At 59.4% G+C, this 15,980-nt stretch carries 17 protein-coding genes; 11 read left to right on the forward strand and 6 right to left on the reverse strand.

The annotated features are described in order from the left end of the window. Positions 1 to 18: 18 nt before the first annotated feature. From WE862_RS06160 to tldD, 4 genes are all read left to right on the forward strand, one after another. Positions 19 to 351 (forward strand): Dabb family protein, encoded by a 333-nt coding sequence (locus WE862_RS06160; protein ID WP_042032239.1) that lies wholly within the window; start codon positions 19 to 21, stop codon positions 349 to 351. Next, on the forward strand, positions 348 to 935 hold the full coding sequence (locus tag WE862_RS06165; protein ID WP_042032238.1) for a nucleotidyltransferase domain-containing protein: 588 nt from the start codon (positions 348 to 350) through the stop codon (positions 933 to 935). Before WE862_RS06160 ends, WE862_RS06165 begins: the two co-directional genes overlap by 4 nt. Before the next feature lie 19 nt (positions 936 to 954). Further along, on the forward strand, positions 955 to 1,788 hold the full coding sequence (locus WE862_RS06170) for a carbon-nitrogen hydrolase family protein (protein WP_042032237.1): 834 nt from the start codon (positions 955 to 957) through the stop codon (positions 1,786 to 1,788). A gap of 70 nt (positions 1,789 to 1,858) precedes the next feature. Further along, positions 1,859 to 3,307: a metalloprotease TldD gene (tldD, locus tag WE862_RS06175; protein WP_042032236.1), complete on the forward strand. Its 1,449-nt coding sequence runs from the start codon at positions 1,859 to 1,861 to the stop codon at positions 3,305 to 3,307. Between the two features lie 123 nt (positions 3,308 to 3,430). On the opposite strand, the gene WE862_RS06180 is transcribed toward tldD, so the two are convergent. The 3 genes from WE862_RS06180 to WE862_RS06190 form a co-directional block, all read right to left on the reverse strand. Next, the gene (locus tag WE862_RS06180) at positions 3,431 to 3,634 is read right to left on the reverse strand and encodes a hypothetical protein (protein ID WP_033112613.1); all 204 of its coding nucleotides are present in this window, start codon (positions 3,632 to 3,634) and stop codon (positions 3,431 to 3,433) included. 163 nt (positions 3,635 to 3,797) lie between these two features. Beyond that, positions 3,798 to 4,514: a MarC family NAAT transporter gene (locus WE862_RS06185; RefSeq protein ID WP_042032235.1), complete on the reverse strand. Its 717-nt coding sequence runs from the start codon at positions 4,512 to 4,514 to the stop codon at positions 3,798 to 3,800. A 139-nt stretch (positions 4,515 to 4,653) separates the two neighbouring features. Then, positions 4,654 to 5,970 carry an MFS transporter gene (locus tag WE862_RS06190; protein WP_042032234.1) on the reverse strand — a complete coding sequence of 439 codons (1,317 nt, stop codon included), beginning with the start codon at positions 5,968 to 5,970 and terminating at the stop codon, positions 4,654 to 4,656. A gap of 178 nt (positions 5,971 to 6,148) precedes the next feature. Between WE862_RS06190 and WE862_RS06195 the strand changes: the two genes are divergently transcribed. Together WE862_RS06195 and aphA are read left to right on the forward strand one after the other, a co-directional pair. Then, positions 6,149 to 6,823 carry an ATP-binding domain-containing protein gene (locus WE862_RS06195; RefSeq protein WP_042032233.1) on the forward strand — a complete coding sequence of 225 codons (675 nt, stop codon included), beginning with the start codon at positions 6,149 to 6,151 and terminating at the stop codon, positions 6,821 to 6,823. 106 nt (positions 6,824 to 6,929) lie between these two features. Next, the gene (aphA, locus tag WE862_RS06200) at positions 6,930 to 7,649 is read left to right on the forward strand and encodes an acid phosphatase AphA (protein ID WP_082035492.1); all 720 of its coding nucleotides are present in this window, start codon (positions 6,930 to 6,932) and stop codon (positions 7,647 to 7,649) included. 77 nt (positions 7,650 to 7,726) lie between these two features. Here aphA and WE862_RS06205 read toward each other — a convergent pair whose 3' ends face one another. Next, positions 7,727 to 7,993 carry a hypothetical protein gene (locus tag WE862_RS06205; protein ID WP_033112538.1) on the reverse strand — a complete coding sequence of 89 codons (267 nt, stop codon included), beginning with the start codon at positions 7,991 to 7,993 and terminating at the stop codon, positions 7,727 to 7,729. A gap of 168 nt (positions 7,994 to 8,161) precedes the next feature. On the opposite strand from WE862_RS06205, the gene WE862_RS06210 reads away from it, so the two are divergent. The 5 genes from WE862_RS06210 to WE862_RS06230 all read left to right on the forward strand — a co-directional run bounded on the left by WE862_RS06210 (position 8,162) and on the right by WE862_RS06230 (position 14,283). Continuing rightward, positions 8,162 to 8,983: an HDOD domain-containing protein gene (locus WE862_RS06210; RefSeq protein ID WP_041209645.1), complete on the forward strand. Its 822-nt coding sequence runs from the start codon at positions 8,162 to 8,164 to the stop codon at positions 8,981 to 8,983. 145 nt (positions 8,984 to 9,128) lie between these two features. Next, positions 9,129 to 9,638, forward strand: a complete 510-nt coding sequence (locus WE862_RS06215; RefSeq protein WP_339058713.1) for a GNAT family N-acetyltransferase — start codon at positions 9,129 to 9,131, stop codon at positions 9,636 to 9,638. A 202-nt stretch (positions 9,639 to 9,840) separates the two neighbouring features. After that, complete coding sequence (locus WE862_RS06220) at positions 9,841 to 11,193, forward strand: alpha-glucosidase/alpha-galactosidase (protein WP_042032231.1); 1,353 nt, start codon at positions 9,841 to 9,843, stop codon at positions 11,191 to 11,193. A gap of 44 nt (positions 11,194 to 11,237) precedes the next feature. Then, entirely contained in the window at positions 11,238 to 12,638 is a 1,401-nt protein-coding gene (gene melB, locus WE862_RS06225) for a melibiose:sodium transporter MelB (protein WP_042032230.1), read from the forward strand. Positions 12,639 to 12,696: 58 nt separating this feature from the next. Then, positions 12,697 to 14,283, forward strand: coding sequence for a hypothetical protein (locus tag WE862_RS06230; RefSeq protein ID WP_156128770.1), 1,587 nt, complete (start codon positions 12,697 to 12,699; stop codon positions 14,281 to 14,283). 58 nt (positions 14,284 to 14,341) lie between these two features. Here WE862_RS06230 and melR read toward each other — a convergent pair whose 3' ends face one another. Together melR and WE862_RS06240 are read right to left on the reverse strand one after the other, a co-directional pair. Continuing rightward, positions 14,342 to 15,262, reverse strand: coding sequence for a transcriptional regulator MelR (gene melR / locus WE862_RS06235; protein WP_082035491.1), 921 nt, complete (start codon positions 15,260 to 15,262; stop codon positions 14,342 to 14,344). A 258-nt stretch (positions 15,263 to 15,520) separates the two neighbouring features. Then, on the reverse strand, positions 15,521 to 15,697 hold the full coding sequence (locus tag WE862_RS06240; RefSeq protein WP_104016499.1) for a hypothetical protein: 177 nt from the start codon (positions 15,695 to 15,697) through the stop codon (positions 15,521 to 15,523). Positions 15,698 to 15,980 lie beyond the last annotated feature (283 nt).

The raw sequence follows: 15,980 nt of genomic DNA on the forward strand, positions 1-15,980 counted from the left end.
CATCACAAGGAGTGAGCCATGATCCGACATATTCTGCTGATCGCCTTCAAACAAGGCACCTTGCCTGACCAGATTGAGGCTGTGCGAGCCGCCTTTCTGGCCATTCCCCATCAGGTCAGCGGTGTGACCGCCGTCGAGTGGGGCCGGGATGACAGCCCGGAGGGGCGGGCCGAAGGTTTTACCCACAGCGTGCTGATGACCTTCGCCGACGAGGCTGCCCGCCAGCGCTATCTGCCCCACCCTGATCATGATGCCCTCAAGGCCATCTTCCGCCCGGTACTGGAGCGCATCATAGTGCTGGATTACACCCTGCAACCCGAGGATGCGGTTGCTGTCGGGGTTCTGTCATGATGGAGGATGAGCGCCGGGGCAAGATTCCACCGCTTCAATTCGCGTTGTTGCAGGCCGTCGTGGAACATGGCAAAGCCCATCCTGCGATTGATGCCGGGGTTGTGGTCGGGTCGCTTGCAAAGGGCAAAGCAGACCGGGTGTCCGATGTCGATGTCTTGTTGCTGGCCGAGCCTGGCTTTCATAAACAGGGAGACGAACTGGTGTGCACCATTGTGGGGGAGCGGCCCGTTTTTCACTGTTGGCAAGGTAGTCATGACGATACGGCCTCTTACTGGCGCTTCATCTTCCTCGACATGTCCAGCATCGAGATCCATATCCTTGATCGGGGGGCTGAGTTCCCTCTTGCCAAACCTTACTTGCCACTGTTCGATAAAACCTCCTCCCTTGGTGCGCTTGAGGTAGCTGGCCCCGCCCCAAGCCATTGGGACTTTCCTGCCTATATGGCCGAAGGGGATGGGCTGGTGTGGGAGTTGTTCGATTGCCTCAAATGGGCGGAACGGGGCCAGCGTGGCTTGGTCAGGCATCATCTTCGCAAGCTGCTGGCCGAGATGGATAAAGACCCGAATATTGTGGATCGCGATTAACGCGGACAAGGAGATAGTCATGTGGTTAGCCGCAATACAGCTGGTATCTGGCCGTCACTGGCAGGATAACCGGGAGCAGATCGTCGCCGAGCTGGCCGCCTTGCCCAAAGAGCGGCCGCTGCTGGTGCTGCTGCCGGAGAACTTTGCCCTCTTTGGCGAACGGCAGGGCTATCTGGATGGCGCCGAGACAATCGGCCCCGACCCCAGCCCTGATCTGGGCGGAGCCGCGCCCATCCAGCAACAACTGGCTGAATGGGCCCGCGATTATGGCATCTGGCTGGTGGCGGGTGCCATGCCGACCATCATCGCCGGTTCCGACCATATCCACACCAGCTCGCTGGTGTTTGATCCAAGCGGTGAGCTCAGGGGCCACTACCACAAGATCCACCTGTTCGACGTGGATGTGGCGGACAATCACGGTCGCTATCGGGAGTCGGAGACATTCAGCCCCGGCGAGTCGCCTGTGGTGGTGGACTCCCCCTTTGGTCCCCTTGGCCTCTCGATCTGTTATGATCTGCGCTTTCCCGAGCTATACCGCCAGCTGGCTCGTGCCGGTGCCCGCGTGCTGCTGGTGCCTGCCGCCTTTACCGCCGTGACCGGCGAGGCACACTGGGAGCCGCTGCTGCGGGCCCGTGCCATCGAAAACCAGTGCTACGTTGTTGCAGCCAATCAGGGCGGCACCCACGAGACGGGGCGCCAGACTTGGGGCCACAGCATGGTGATCGACCCATGGGGCCGGGTGCTGGCCAGCAAGGAGTCCGGGCGTGGCACCGTATTGGCGCAGATGGAGCCCGGATTTATCGACGAATTGCATCGCACCATGCCAGTGCTGACCCATGCCCGTTTGTTGTGATGGCGTGGCTTGTTGCCAACCCGTCGGCAAGACGATTTAAAACATCTCGTTACGAGAGTGGAGAAGAAGATTGAGTCTATTGAGCCAGGTTAGTGCCTCCCTGTTGGCCCCCAACGACCTCGACGAAGGGCGCTTGCAGCAGCTGCTCGGCAGCCTGATGAGCCATCAGGTGGAGTTCGGTGACCTCTATTTCCAGCGCAGCTGGCACGAGTCCTGGATGCTGGAAGATGGCATCGTCAAGGATGGCAGCTACAACATCGATCAGGGGGTCGGGGTGCGCGCCGTCAGCGGCGAGAAGACCGGCTTCGCCTACTCTGACGAGCTGAGCCTGCTGGCGCTGCAACAGTCGGTGACTGCTGCTCGCGGCATCGCCGCGGCCGGTGCTCACGGCAAGGTGAAGGCATGGGCGCGCACCGAAGCGAACCTGCTCTATCCGGCCATGGATCCGCTGCAGACCCTCGACAAGCAGCAGAAGATCGCCCTGCTGGAGCAGATGGACAAGTTCGCCAGAAGTCTGGATCCCGCCATCAATCAGGTGATGGCCTCCATCAGCGGCGTCTATGAAGAGGTACTGGTGGCTGCGACCGACGGTACTCTGGCTGCCGATATTCGCCCGCTGGTGCGGCTGTCTGTGACCGTCATTGCCGAGAAGGGCGATCGTCGCGAACGTGGCAGTGCCGGTGGCGGCGGCCGCTTTGGTTACGACTGGTTCCTCGAACTGGACGGGCTGGAGAGCCGCGCCTTTGGTTATGTGCGCGAAGCGGTGCGTCAGGCGCTGGTCAACCTCGACGCCATCGATGCGCCGGCCGGTACCATGCCGGTGGTGCTCGGCGCCGGCTGGCCCGGCGTGCTGCTGCACGAGGCGGTGGGTCATGGTCTGGAGGGGGACTTCAACCGCAAGGGCTCTTCCGCGTTTGCCGGCCGCATCGGCGAGCAGGTGGCCTCCAAGCACTGCACTATCGTCGATGACGGCACCCTGCCGGGTCGGCGCGGCTCCGTCTCCATCGATGACGAGGGGACGCCGGGCGGTTACAACGTGCTGATCGAGAACGGCATTCTCAAGGGTTACCTGCAGGACAAGCAGAATGCCCGTCTGATGGGGGTGCCGCTCACCGGCAACGGGCGCCGCGAATCCTACGCCGCCATGCCGATGCCCCGCATGACCAACACCTACATGCTGGCGGGTCAGTACGATCCGGCCGAGATCATCGCCTCGGTGAAGAAGGGCATCTATGCCCCCAACTTCGGCGGCGGTCAGGTGGACATCACCTCCGGCAAGTTTGTCTTCTCCGCCTCCGAGGCCTACCTCATCGAGGATGGCAAGATCACCGCCCCCATCAAGGGCGCGACCCTGATCGGCAACGGCCCCGAGGCGATGAGCCAGGTCTCCATGGTGGGTAGCGATCTTGCACTGGATCGCGGCGTCGGTATCTGCGGAAAAGAGGGGCAGAGCGTGCCGGTCGGTGTCGGCCAGCCCACCCTCAAGCTGGACCAGCTCACCGTGGGTGGCACCCAGTAAGTGAAGTGAGTCGTAACCAAGCTATATGCAGACCCCGGCCATGTGCCGGGGTTTTTGTTATTCGGAGTCATTGAAAACAAAAAGCCCCGGTCAGTGGGCCGGGGCTGATAAGGATACAGAGTATCAGTTGACTGATATTGCGCGGGCGTCGATGAAGTAGCGGGCGTTGCCCTGCTTGTCGATCTGGATCTTGGCCACCAGTTGCTCCTGCTCCTTGTATTCCCAACGTTGCTCGATCTTGGCGAGGGATGGGCTTGTGACCCCAACCACGTTCAGGTACTCATGAAACAGGCTATGGCTCCCTATTTCGGTCAGCATCTTATCCATCTGCATACTCTCCTGAAGTTGAGTGGGTATTCATCAACAAACCTATCAGCGTCCATCTGAATACAGTCTGTATGAAAAACAAACTAACTCATTCATGTGTCAATAACATGATCAGGAACAAGATCAGTGCAGATCGTCAGGGACTTTTTGATACCGTTTTCAATCACTGCTGGTGCGGCTTCGGCAGCTGATCAAAATGGCCGTCCATCTGCGGCAAATGGGGAGTTGTTTGAACCGCAGGTGCACCATGGAATACCGGATCCTGCGCAACTTCCTTGATGCCGTTGATGCAGAACTGCATACCCATGCAGACCAGCAGGAAGCCCATGATGCGGGTCATGGCATCGATACCGGTGGCGCCGAGGATCTTGCAGACCGGGTCGGCCAGTTTGAGCACGCCCCAGCTGATCAGGCTCATCAGGGCAAATGCCGTTACCACGCCACCATAGATGGACAGACGCTCGTACTCGGCCGGCAGCTCGGCAATCTGGGCTGCGCCACTGATTACCAGTGCCATGGTGCCCGGGCCACACATGCTGGGCATGGTGAGCGGAACGAAGGCGATGCTCTGGTTGATCTCCACCCCGCTGGACTGGCTGGGGGCGGGGAACAGCATGCGAAAACCGATAAAGCCGATGATGAGGCCGCCCGCCAGGCGCAGCCCCGGGATGGAGATCCCGAACAGATCCAGGATGGAGGAGCCGATGAAGAAGGTGATGCAGAGGGTGCAGAAGAGATAGATGGCAGCCAGATTGACCTGGCGGCGCACATGCTCGCGCGACATCCCCTTGCTCAGCCCCAGCAGCAGAGTGGCCGTGGTGGGCGGGTTGACCATGGGCAGCAGTGCCAGCAAGGTGAGTAATACGACCTGAAAGAACATCTTGAGCCTCGGATAAAGAGTTGAAAGTCATGGGGGCGAGCGGGTGGCATGCCCCAGAGGGAGGCTATCTTATGTTGGTCAAACTGAACATAAGCAGTACAACAAAGCCCCGGCAGATGCCGGGGCTTTGTTGTTCGGGTCAGGCCGCTTGCGGCGCTTGCTGTGGCCGGTTGCGTTGCTGTAGCCAGAGCCAGCAGCCGATGACAAAACCGAGTGCTGACAGGCTCACCACATAGTGGGAGGGGGCCAGCACATCGCTTGCCATCCAGAGGGTAACCAGCATGGGAGTCAGTCCGCCAAAGATGGCGTAGGCCACGTTGTAGGAGAAAGAGAGGCCGGAGAAACGCACCACCGGCGGGAAGGCATTGACCATCACGTAGGGAACCGCGCCAACAATCCCGACTGCGAAGCCTGCCAGCATATAGAGCGGCACCAGCTGGCTCATGCCGGAGGCGATCCCGTGATAGAAGGCGTAGCTGGAGCCAGCCAGCAGCAGGGAGCCGAGCATGAAGGTGGGGCCGCTGCCCAGCAGGTCGATCACCCGGCCATAGAGAATGCAGCCAAGGGTGAGGGCAACGATGGCCAGTGAGTTGGCAGTCAGCGCCTCGGCCGGGGTGATGCCATAGACCTTCTGCAGGTAGGTGGGGGTCATCAGGATCACCACCACGATCCCGGCGGAGAGCAGCCAGGTGAGCAGCATGGAGACCACAACGCTGCTCTTGTGGCTGCGCAGTACCGTCTTGAGGGGGAGCTCGTCGGCCAGTGCTTTATTGGCCTGCATCTCGGCAAAGACCGGGGTTTCGTGCAGCCAGCGGCGCAGGTACATGGCGACGATGCCGAACACGCCGCCGAGGACGAAAGCGAGTCGCCAGCCCCAGTCGGTCACATCGCTCGGGCTCATGCCGCGGTTGATGGCGGTGGCTACCAGAGAGCCGAGCAGGATGCCGGCCGTCAGCCCGGCAGTGAGCGTGCCGCAGGCGACACCGACCCGGCGGGCGGGCACGTGCTCCGCCACGAAGACCCAGGCTCCCGGCACTTCGCCACCGATGGCGGCCCCTTGCAGGATCCGCAACAGCAGCAACAGCAGCGGTGCGGCGATACCGAGCACAGCATAGGTTGGCAGCAGACCGATCAGCAGGGTAGGCAGCGCCATCATGATGATGCTGAGGGTGAACATCCGCTTGCGACCGATGAGGTCGCCAAAGTGGGCCATGATGATGCCGCCGAGCGGACGAGCCAGATAGCCAGCGGCGAAGATGCCGAAGGTCTGGAACTGGCGCAGCCACTCCGGAATGTCGGCCGGGAAGAAGAGTTCACCGATGACCACGGCGAAGAAGACGAAGATGATGAAGTCGTAAAACTCCAGCGCACCGCCGAGGGCGGCCAGTCCCAGCGTTTTGTAGTCCTGCCGGTTGAGGGGGCGGGCGTGATCGTACTGTTGTGTCACTGTCGTCATATCCTTATGTTTCCCATCGCTTTTTTAGTTATTGTTCAGCCCGGGCAAGGGGCATATACAGGTGATCGAGAGTATGCTGCTCGCCGCTTGCATGTAAATCGCGCAATTCGCAACACTGTCTTGCATCTTTTTGGGGCAGCCTTTTGGGAAATCCGGAGCGCCCCGCGACGGAGGATTGATGGAAAAGAAACGGGTACTGCTTTCATGGAGCAGCGGCAAGGATTGTGCGTGGGCACTGCATCAGCTGCGGCAAGATCCAGCCATCGAGGTAGTTGGGCTGTTCACCACCCTCAATCAGGAGTTCGAACGGGTGGCGATGCACGGGGTGCGCAAGCAGCTGTTGACCGAGCAGGCTGCCTGTGTCGGTCTGCCCCTCATCACCATCGATCTGCCCTGGCCCTGCAGCAACGAGGATTACGCCCGCATCATGGCCGGCTTTATCGCCGATGTGGTTGCGCAGGGGATCCGTCACATGGCGTTTGGCGATCTCTTCCTTGAGGATGTGCGAGCCTACCGGGAGAAACAGCTGGCCGGTACCGGCATCGAGCCGCTCTTCCCGCTCTGGGGCAGCAACACCAGGGAGCTGGCGCAGCAGATGATGACGGCGGGGTTGAAGGCGAAGATCAGCACCCTGGATCCGAAAAAGCTGGATGGTGCGCTGGGGGGCCATGAGTTTGACGAGGCACTGCTGGCTGCTCTGCCCGAGGGGGTCGACCCTTGTGGCGAGAACGGCGAGTTTCACACCCTGGCCTACGACGGCCCCATGTTTTCGCGCCCACTCGGGATCCGGGTCGGTGAGACAGTGGTGCGCGATGGCTTTGTCTTTACCGATCTGCTGCCAATCGAAGATTAATTATCGGGCGCCAAATGCTCCCTTTTGCCGGGAGATTCACAGTTTGCCAGACAGCAAGGGGGCACTATTGGCCCCCTCTTTTGTTTGAAGATAAAGGCGCTTTTTTATGAAACTGAACGCCCGTCCGGCGCTGCTTGCCACCCTGTTGGCTGCCACCCTCGCCATGCCAGCTGTTGCCCGTGAGGCAGCGACGCTCCAGCTGGTTCCTGCCGGTGTTACCACTGTGACTCTGGCCCAGCAGGCCCCCATCCACTGGGTCTCGGTGGAGCAGATTGCCAAGAGTCTGGATGGATGGCCGCCAATGGCCGTCGGCTTTGATATCGACGACACCCTGCTCTTCTCCAGCCCGGGATTCTATCGCGGCAAGCAGGAGTTCTCTCCCAACGACGAGAGCTACCTGAAAAACCCGGCTTTCTGGGAGAAGATGAACAACGGTTGGGATGAATTCAGTGTGCCGAAAGAGGTGGGCAAGGCGCTCATCGCCATGCACCTCAAGCGCGGCGATCACATCTATTTCGTCACCGGTCGTTCGGCCACCAAGACCGAGACGGTGAGCAAGACCTTGCAGCAGACCATGAATATTCCGGCCGACCAGCTCAACCCGGTGATCTTTGCCGGCGACCAGCCGGGGCAGAACACCAAGGTGCAGTGGCTCAAGGATAAGCAGATGAAGATCTTCTACGGCGATGCCGATGGCGACATCAAGGCGGCGCAGGAGATCGGCATTCGCGGCATTCGTCTGCTGCGCTCGGCCAACTCCACCTATCGGCCACTGCCGCTGGCAGGTGCGCTGGGGGAAGAGGTGATCATCAACTCCCAGTTCTGATCGCCTGGTGTTCAGCAGATGTAAAAAGGGCGGGGCCATCGGCACCCGCCCTTTTTGCATCCGTCATCAAGCTCGGGTCAGTCGTCCGCCCAAGGCATCTCGGGCAGGCTGTCGAGGAACTCGCCATAGCGGGTCAGATTGAAGGGGCCCTGATCGGCCTCCATCGCCATCAGCTCGGCACCGAGGGCGCAGGCGATATATTGCAGTGCCTCTTCCCGCGGGGTGCCCTTCATCACTAGTCTCATCAAGGTAGCTTTCACGTGGGGCGGGTGACCGTCGTTGAGCTGGTTCTCCACCATCTCCAGCAACGCGTCTTCGTCAAAAAATTCCTGAGAGTCGTTCATCGGTTTTTCGCATCAGTGAGTGAGGAGAGCAGTATAACCCGAAGCGGAGCGGCTCCCGTTTACCATCCACATAAACAATCCGATCACGCAGCCATTTGTTACTCATAATTAACGGGAGTTTGCCGCGGCAAACAGGTTGGAACACAGATAACATGGATGGACACGCCTATGCCCACGATAGATTCCCTGCTGGCTGAGCCCAAGCTACTGCCCCAGATCCCGGAAGTGATGCGCGATTTGATCCAGACCTTCAATGAAAAGGATCCGGATTTGCTGAAGATCAGCAAGCTGATCAACAAGGACCCTGTCATCTCCGCCAAGCTGCTGCGTCTGGCCAACTCGGCCAAGTTCGGTAGCAGTCGCCAGATCGGTACCGTCAATGAAGCTGCGGTGCGGCTTGGACTGGCGATGGTGCGCAACATGGTGCTGGCCTGCGGGCTGACCGAATCGGTCACTGCGGTGCCCGGCATTGACCTCAAACATTTCTGGGGCTGCGTGTTCAACGTGGCGGAGCTGGCGCGTCGTCTGGCGGTGAAGAAGGGAATGAAGGGGGATGAGGTCTTTACCTGCGCCCTGCTCTATGACCTTGGCCGACTGGTGATGCATGTGGGGCTGCCGGAAAACACCGTCCACCACATTCACGATCTGGAATTGCACAAGGGGCGGGCCAAGGCGGAAGAGCTGGTGGTCGGCTTCAACTATGCCCAGGTCGGTGCTGCCATGGCGCGATACTGGAAATTCCCCGAGACCATCAGCAACGCGGTGGAGTATCACTATAACCCCATGCTGGCCAAAGAGTTCTCCGCCGAGGCCGGGTTGATCCATCTGGCGATCGTGCTGGCAGCGCAATCCGATGTGGGTGAAGAAGCGCCACCCGAGTGGCCTGCCAAAGTAGCGGAGAAGCTGGGGCTCTCCTGGGCCGATTGCGCAGCCCAGTTCACTGCGCTGCGCGAGCAGGGTAATGGCTATGCCGGGTTGCTGGCTGCCTGACTGACTGCTCTGCTACCGCTGTGTGACATCGTAAAAAGGGGCCGAGGTTGGCCCCCTTTTCATGGCCGTGAGCCCGCTATTGCTTGTCAGCCGGTTGCCGAGGGGGCACTCTGCTAACTTCGCCTGTTTTGAGAGAGCCCTTGCCATGATTACCTCCCCCCGTCTCGTTCTGCGTGAACTGACCATCACCGACGCCCCCTTCATTCTCGAGCTGCTCAATGATGCCGATTTCCATCGTTACATCGGCGATCGGGGAGTTCGCACACTCGAACAGGCGCAGGAGTATATCCAGCAGGAACCGGCGGTGAGCTATGCCCGTCATGGTCATGGCCTCTATATGGTCGAGCGCAGGGAAGATGGCGCCAGCCTCGGTATCTGTGGTCTTATCAAGCGCGACAGCTTGCCCCGTGAAGATATCGGCTACGCCTTCCTGCCACAGTATCGCGGTCATGGCTACGCCATTGAGGCCGCACAGGCAGCCATCGCCGATGGCAAAAGCCGGTTGGGGATCGGGCAGGTGGTCGCCATCGTCACCCCGGGCAACGAGCGTTCCATCGGCCTGTTGGCCAAGCTGGGGCTGGTTCGCAGCCGTCTGGTCAAATTGAGTGAAGATGCTGATGAGTGCCTGTTGCTTGAGCCCGAGCTAACGGAGTGACATTCCGACTATTTGCGAACCTGCCGATGCCAAGAGAGGGGACTCCCATTTTCGGGGATAAATATCCCGTTTCCTAAGATCTTGCCAGCCAGTCCATCAAATATGAGTTTTTGGGAGTCTCTGCTCCGTAAGCGAGACGCGCCTGACGTGACCAGCCCTGCATAGTAGGCACACAGGTTTCACCGTCATCGGAGCAATAGACATGAGAACTCCCAATATCACTTTTATCGGTGCAGGGTCGACCATCTTTGTGAAGAACATCCTGGGTGATGTGTTTCACAAACCGGCCCTGAAAAACGCCAACATATCCCTGATGGACATAGATCCGCAGCGACTGGAAGAGTCCCAGATTGTGGTGCGAAAGCTGATGGATTCCAGCGGCGCTAAGGGGCAGCTGAACTGTCATACCGAGCTGAAACCTGCGCTAGCTGGCGCCAATTTTGTGATCGTTGCCTTCCAGATTGGCGGTTATGAACCCTGTACCGTGACCGATTTCGAGGTGTGCAAACGCCACGGTCTGGAGCAGACCATTGCCGATACGCTGGGGCCAGGAGGCATCATGCGGGCACTGCGTACCATCCCCCATCTGTGGCGGGTGTGCGAGGTGATGAGCGAGGTGTGCCCCGACGCAACCATGCTCAACTACGTCAACCCGATGGCAATGAACACCTGGGCCATGTATCAACAGTTTCCCCATATCAAGCAGGTGGGACTCTGTCACTCGGTGCAGGGAACGGCGCACGAGCTGGCCCGTGATCTCGATATCGATCCGGCGACCTTGCGTTACCGCTGCGCCGGCATCAACCACATGGCATTTTATCTGACTCTTGAGCGTCAGCTGGAGAGCGGCGAATTCGTCAATCTCTATCCCGAACTGCTGGCCGCCTATGAAGCGGGGAGTGCGCCCAAGCCCGGCCTGCACCATAACCAGCGTTGCCAGAATCTGGTGCGTTACGAGCTGTTCAAGAAGTTTGGTTACTTCGTTACCGAATCCTCCGAACACTTTGCCGAGTACACCCCCTACTTCATCAAGCCGGGGCGCCCTGATCTCATCGAGCGCTACAAGGTGCCGCTAGACGAGTATCCCAAGCGCTGCGTCGAGCAGATTGCCCGCTGGCAGGATGACCTCACCGCCTATCGTCAGGCCGAACGGGTCGAGGTGCCCGAATCGAACGAGTATGCGAGCGTCATCATCAACTCGCTCTGGAGCGGTGAGCCCAGCGTCATCTATGGCAACGTCAGAAACGACGGTCTCATCACCAACCTGCCAGATGGTTGCTGCGTGGAGGTGCCCTGTCTGGTCGATGCCAACGGCATCCAGCCCACCGCCATCGGCCGCTTGCCAACCCATTTGGCAGCCCTGATGAGCACCAACATCAACGTACAGGCGCTGGTCACCGAGGCGATCACCGAGCGCAAGCGGGAAAGCATCTACCATGCAGCCCTGCTCGACCCCCACACCGCAGCAGTGCTTGGCATGGACGAGATCTACGCCCTGATCGACGAACTGATTGAAGCCCATCGCGGCTGGTTGCCGGAGTGGATTCACGGCTGAGCAAGAGCCCCCTGCGGGGGGCTTAATCCCCAAGGAGATAAACCATGAGCGTCTCGCTGAAAACCAAGTTGAGCTATGGCTTCGGGGCCTTCGGCAAGGATTTTGCCATCGGCATCGTCTACATGTACCTGATGTTCTACTACACGGATGTGGTGGGGGTGTCGGCTGCCTTCGTCGGCACCATCTTTCTGATTGCCAGGATTTGGGATGCGGTCAATGACCCCATCATGGGGTGGATTGTCGACAATACCCGTAGCCGTTGGGGCAAGTTCAAACCCTGGATACTGATCGGTACAGTGGTCAACTCCATCGCCCTGGTGATGGTGTTCAGTGCCCACTATTTCGAAGGGGCGGCCCTGCTCGTCTATGTGGCTATCACCTACATCCTGTGGGGCATGACCTATACCCTGATGGATATACCCTTCTGGTCGCTGGTGCCAACGTTGACCATCGACAAGCACGAGCGCGAGGCACTGGTTCCCTATCCCCGCTTCTTTGCCAGTCTCTCCTGGCTTATTACCGGTGCCATCGGCCTCAAGGTAGTGGACTATTTTGGCCAGGGGGACAAGGCCCACGGTTTTCTGATGTTCACCTTTATCCTGGTCGCCTTCTTTCTTGTCTCGACCTTGGTCACCCTGCGCAATGTGAAGGAGCGCTACAGCTCTGCAGCGACCCCCACTGTCAGCCAGCAGCGCACCTCCATCATGGATTCGGTCAAGCTTATTTTCCGCAATGACCAGCTCACCAGCGTGCTTTTCATGGCCCTTTGCTACAACGTGGCGAACAACACCATCACCGCTTTTGCCATCTACTACTTCACCTATGTGATTGGTCAGGAGTCCCTCTTCCCCAGCTTCATGATGTACGGTGGCATCGCCAACCTGATCACCCTGATGATCTTCCCGCGTCTGGCCCGCTTTATCTCGCGGCGGGTGCTCTGGGCGTTGGCCTCACTCTGCCCCATAGCGAGCTGCCTGATGCTGATGTATATCGGTTTCATCGCTCCCCAGAATGTCGCGCTGATCATCTTATCCGGCATCCTGCTCCACATAGGTACCGCCCTGTTCTGGGTGCTGCAGGTGATCATGGTCGCTGACACGGTCGACTATGGCGAGTACAAGCTTGGCACCCGCAACGAGAGCATCGCCTACTCGGTGCAGACCATGGTGGTCAAGGCTGGCTCGGCCTTCGCCGGCTTCTTCATCGGTGTCATGCTGACGCTGGTCGGTTATGTCCCCAATGCGGTGCAGAGTGCCGAAACCCTCTTCGGCATGCAGGCCATCATGGTGGTGCTGCCGGCCATCTTCTTTGCCCTGACCCTGTTTGTTTACTTCCGCTTCTACAAGCTCAACGGCCAGTACCAGAGCAAGGTGGTGGATCATCTGCTGTGCAAATATGAATCCGAAAGCGTCGAGGCCAAGCAGGCGCAGGCGGCGGCCAGCTGATCTCCTTCACCCATAACGCCGACCTCAGGGGCGGCGTTCATCATCACCGGAGTTGAACATGGGATATCCAATGAGTCGCCGAGCCCGTCTCTCATGCGCCATGATGGCGGCAGGCATCGCTACCCTCTGTGCGCAGCAGGCTGTGGCCGCCAGAGGAGAGGTGGCATCGCAACCGGCGGTGCATCTCAGCTCTTCCAGTGCCGAACTGGCGGAAGGGTTCAACTGGGCGGTCGCCAAGACGGCGCAGTTCATCATGACCGGCCAGCGCGGCGTGACCAACAAGGACGAGAACCACCCGAACGGGGATGGCACGGGTCTGCACGACTATCTCCCCTCCTACTGGGCCGGTTACTACGACCGGACGGCGTTTTACGGGCGTGACTTTGCCCATCAGGTTGCCGGTGCCGAGATCGCTGGCTGGCGCGCCGAGAACTTTTCGATGTTCAAGGTGTTTGCCCGCAACGCCACCGAGGCGCGCAAGTGGTACACCCTCTGGGCTTTCAACTTTGATGGCTCTCCCCACACCATCGATTACAAGGACGACAGCTGGTTCGTGCGCGAGGTGCCAGCCCAGTTCGAGCTGGTGGAGAAGGCTTACCACGCCTACCTCTGGAGCGGGGATCGCCGCTACATCGAGGATCCCGAACTGTGGACCTTTTACGGCAAGGTGATGACCGACTTCATTGCTCTGCATGACGAGCAGCACCCCAACGGGATAGCCGAGGGTAAGGGAGGCATTTTTCAGGGCTCCTGCACCTACAACGAGCGGGGCGAACACCCGATAGAGGCAGCCGATGCCATCGGTTCCCAATATCAGGCGACCCTGGCTTATGCCGCCATGCTGCAGGCTCGCGGTGAAAAGCGGGCGGCACAAGTCTGGCAGCGCAAGGCGGCGCAGTTGAAACGCTACTTTAACGAGGAGTGGAGCCGGGTTGCCGGGGATGAGGAGGGCCACTATGCCCGCATCCTCGACAGCAACCTCAGCAAGCGCAATGATTTTGGCAAGGAGAACAGCTGGTTCATTCCGATGAAGCGTCTCTCCGATCCCGGTGCACGCAATGACCGCTATCTCGACTTTATCAGCGAGATGGTGGGCGATGGGATCGGTACGACACCGCAGGCACCCGCCAACATCGAGGCCTACACCTATCTGCCGGATACCTATTTCCCCTATCTGCGTAACGAGGAGGCGTGGCGCTGGATGCGCTACATCCTGGCCAAGCGAGATCTCCCCCATGAGCGGCCGAGTCAGGGCACCAATGGCGACTATCCGGAGATCTCCTTTACTCTGGTGTCGCAGACCGTAGAAGGGATGATGGGGGTTGAGCCGGATGCGGCCGCGCACCGGGTGGCAACCCTGCCCCGATTGCCTGCCTCCATCGACTGGGTGGCCATCGAGCAACTGCCTGTCGGGGCCCACCGGTTGTCACTGCGCCATGAGGGGGTTACTGCCAGCGAGCTGGGCAACATGGGGCCGCGCGCCCTGTTCTGGGAGGCCCGTTTCCCGGGGAATCACGGATTCCTGCTGGTGGATGGCAAGCTGCGCAAGGCGCGTTCGCTGCGACTCAACGGTATCATGGTGAGCGCGGTCGAAGTGACTGTGCCGCCGGGAGGTCGGGTGACGGTGTCGACGCCACCCCGTTGAGAGAGTTGAGAGAGAAGAGAGTGAGCAAGGGGCGTGAGCCCCTTTTTGATTTGGGAATTTATTGCGAAGAGCTGGCCCGCTCCCGGCTCAGCTGGCGGTAGCGACTCGGTGTCAGCCCCAGATAACGCTGGAAGGTCTCATAGAAGCGGCTGCTGGAGTTGAAACCTGCAGTCATGGCGATATCGAGGATGGTGCGATCGGTATCGCTGAGCAGGGCTCTGGCATGGTTGATCCGCATCGCGGTGACGTACTGCTTGATGCTCATCTGCATCACCTTCTGAAACAGTCCCATGGCGTAGTTGGGGTGCAACCCCACGTGGTCGGCCAGCTCCCTGGTGGTCAGCGGGGCATCATGGTGGGCGGCAATGTATTCGAGCATCTGCTGTACATGGAACTGGGAGTGTTTTGATCCGCCAGATGCTGCGCCCTGATTGTTGTGGTTGGCTAGCAGACGGCTCCAGCCATCCAGTCCGATGCGCCTGAGCATCAGGCAAATCTCGTCGGCAGCCAGCTGCTGGCGGCCAGGGTCATCCATCCGGCTTTCCGTGACCCAGCGAGCCAGCTCGAATTCACTGACCAACATGGGAGATCGTGATTGCAGCACTCCGCCGTGGGTGACTTGAGTCAGCAGCTCCCGGTTGATGGGCCAGGAAAGGAACAGGTGGATGGGAATATTGATTAGCCCCATCTGCGAACAGTTGCCGATGCGGGTCAGTTGATGGGGGATTGCCGCCCAGAACAAGCCTGCATGGCCTGCTGCCAGAGTGAAGGATTGGCCATTCATGGTGTACTCCACATCGCCGTCGAACGGGATGTTGACCTCCACCTGCCCGTGCCAGTGGTAACCGGCCATTTCGTGGGGAGGGCGCAGCTCTACCGCGACAGCTTCGTAGGTGGAGTAGAGCGAGAGCGGGCTGCTCAGACCTTCATCGAGCTCATGCACACTGGAGAAATAGGGTCGCTCGGGCGTCGTTGTCATCGCAATCAATCAAGGTGGGTGAGTCTCACTTTGTATCACCAATTTATCAGCATGCCTGTGGTGGCCGTTCCGTTATTTTGAAGAGTGTTTTCATCACATTGACAAATTGCGCACAGGATCACGGACAGGTGGGATCTGACATTCTGTGGATTGGCTGGATTGGTTCTCAGATCGTTAGGAATATGTCGGAAGGCTAAACAAAGAGGCCGCCGTGAGTTGCGGCCCTTGTGCATCGGTGCTGCCCGGTCGGGCAGGGGATCAGTTGAGCTCTTCGATGGAGAACTCGCCGGCGATACCATCACAGGAGATGGCGAAGCCGCCGCTGAAGCGGGTGCTGAACTGGATCAGAAACGCATCGTAGTCGTGCTCTTGCACGGGCAGGTTGATGGGTTTGCTGCGACGCAGGGGTTTACGAGTTTGTACGGTTTTCATCATGGTATTTCTCTATATAAATTAAGTAATTGCTCCTTGTGTTGGCAAATGTCAGGTCAATGAGTGCGTGCAACGGTGTTGTTGGCGTGCGCGCAGGTATACCCAGCCCGTTCGCGGGCCTCTGCTCTTGCAAGGTGCAAGGAATATGCGGTTGCATAGTTCAAATTGAGTGGGCAGAGCGGGTCTGCACCGTGAGAGCCGGGCAACGCAGGCGGACAGCCTGAACGGTTCTCAGGGCGAGTAAATCAGAAGAAGGTTATGCGGGTACTGACAGGATTCATCGTGA

The sequence above is a fragment of the Aeromonas jandaei genome (assembly GCF_037890695.1).
GTDB classification, from domain to species: Bacteria; Pseudomonadota; Gammaproteobacteria; order Enterobacterales; family Aeromonadaceae; genus Aeromonas; species Aeromonas jandaei.

Bases quoted from the DNA above. Each gene is read 5' to 3' on its own strand.
- WE862_RS06220 (WP_042032231.1), top strand. From the start codon at position 9,841: ATGAGAACTCCCAATATCACTTTTATCGGTGCAGGGTCGACCATCTTT.
- WE862_RS06190 (WP_042032234.1), bottom strand. From the start codon at position 5,970: ATGACGACAGTGACACAACAGTACGATCACGCCCGCCCCCTCAACCGG.
- WE862_RS06215 (WP_339058713.1), top strand. From the start codon at position 9,129: ATGATTACCTCCCCCCGTCTCGTTCTGCGTGAACTGACCATCACCGAC.
- WE862_RS06205 (WP_033112538.1), bottom strand. From the start codon at position 7,993: ATGAACGACTCTCAGGAATTTTTTGACGAAGACGCGTTGCTGGAGATG.
- WE862_RS06230 (WP_156128770.1), top strand. From the start codon at position 12,697: ATGGGATATCCAATGAGTCGCCGAGCCCGTCTCTCATGCGCCATGATG.
- WE862_RS06180 (WP_033112613.1), bottom strand. From the start codon at position 3,634: ATGGATAAGATGCTGACCGAAATAGGGAGCCATAGCCTGTTTCATGAG.
- WE862_RS06160 (WP_042032239.1), top strand. From the start codon at position 19: ATGATCCGACATATTCTGCTGATCGCCTTCAAACAAGGCACCTTGCCT.
- WE862_RS06195 (WP_042032233.1), top strand. From the start codon at position 6,149: ATGGAAAAGAAACGGGTACTGCTTTCATGGAGCAGCGGCAAGGATTGT.
- aphA (WP_082035492.1), top strand. From the start codon at position 6,930: ATGAAACTGAACGCCCGTCCGGCGCTGCTTGCCACCCTGTTGGCTGCC.
- WE862_RS06240 (WP_104016499.1), bottom strand. From the start codon at position 15,697: ATGATGAAAACCGTACAAACTCGTAAACCCCTGCGTCGCAGCAAACCC.
- WE862_RS06185 (WP_042032235.1), bottom strand. From the start codon at position 4,514: ATGTTCTTTCAGGTCGTATTACTCACCTTGCTGGCACTGCTGCCCATG.
- WE862_RS06170 (WP_042032237.1), top strand. From the start codon at position 955: ATGTGGTTAGCCGCAATACAGCTGGTATCTGGCCGTCACTGGCAGGAT.
- WE862_RS06165 (WP_042032238.1), top strand. From the start codon at position 348: ATGATGGAGGATGAGCGCCGGGGCAAGATTCCACCGCTTCAATTCGCG.
- WE862_RS06210 (WP_041209645.1), top strand. From the start codon at position 8,162: ATGCCCACGATAGATTCCCTGCTGGCTGAGCCCAAGCTACTGCCCCAG.
- melB (WP_042032230.1), top strand. From the start codon at position 11,238: ATGAGCGTCTCGCTGAAAACCAAGTTGAGCTATGGCTTCGGGGCCTTC.
- melR (WP_082035491.1), bottom strand. From the start codon at position 15,262: ATGACAACGACGCCCGAGCGACCCTATTTCTCCAGTGTGCATGAGCTC.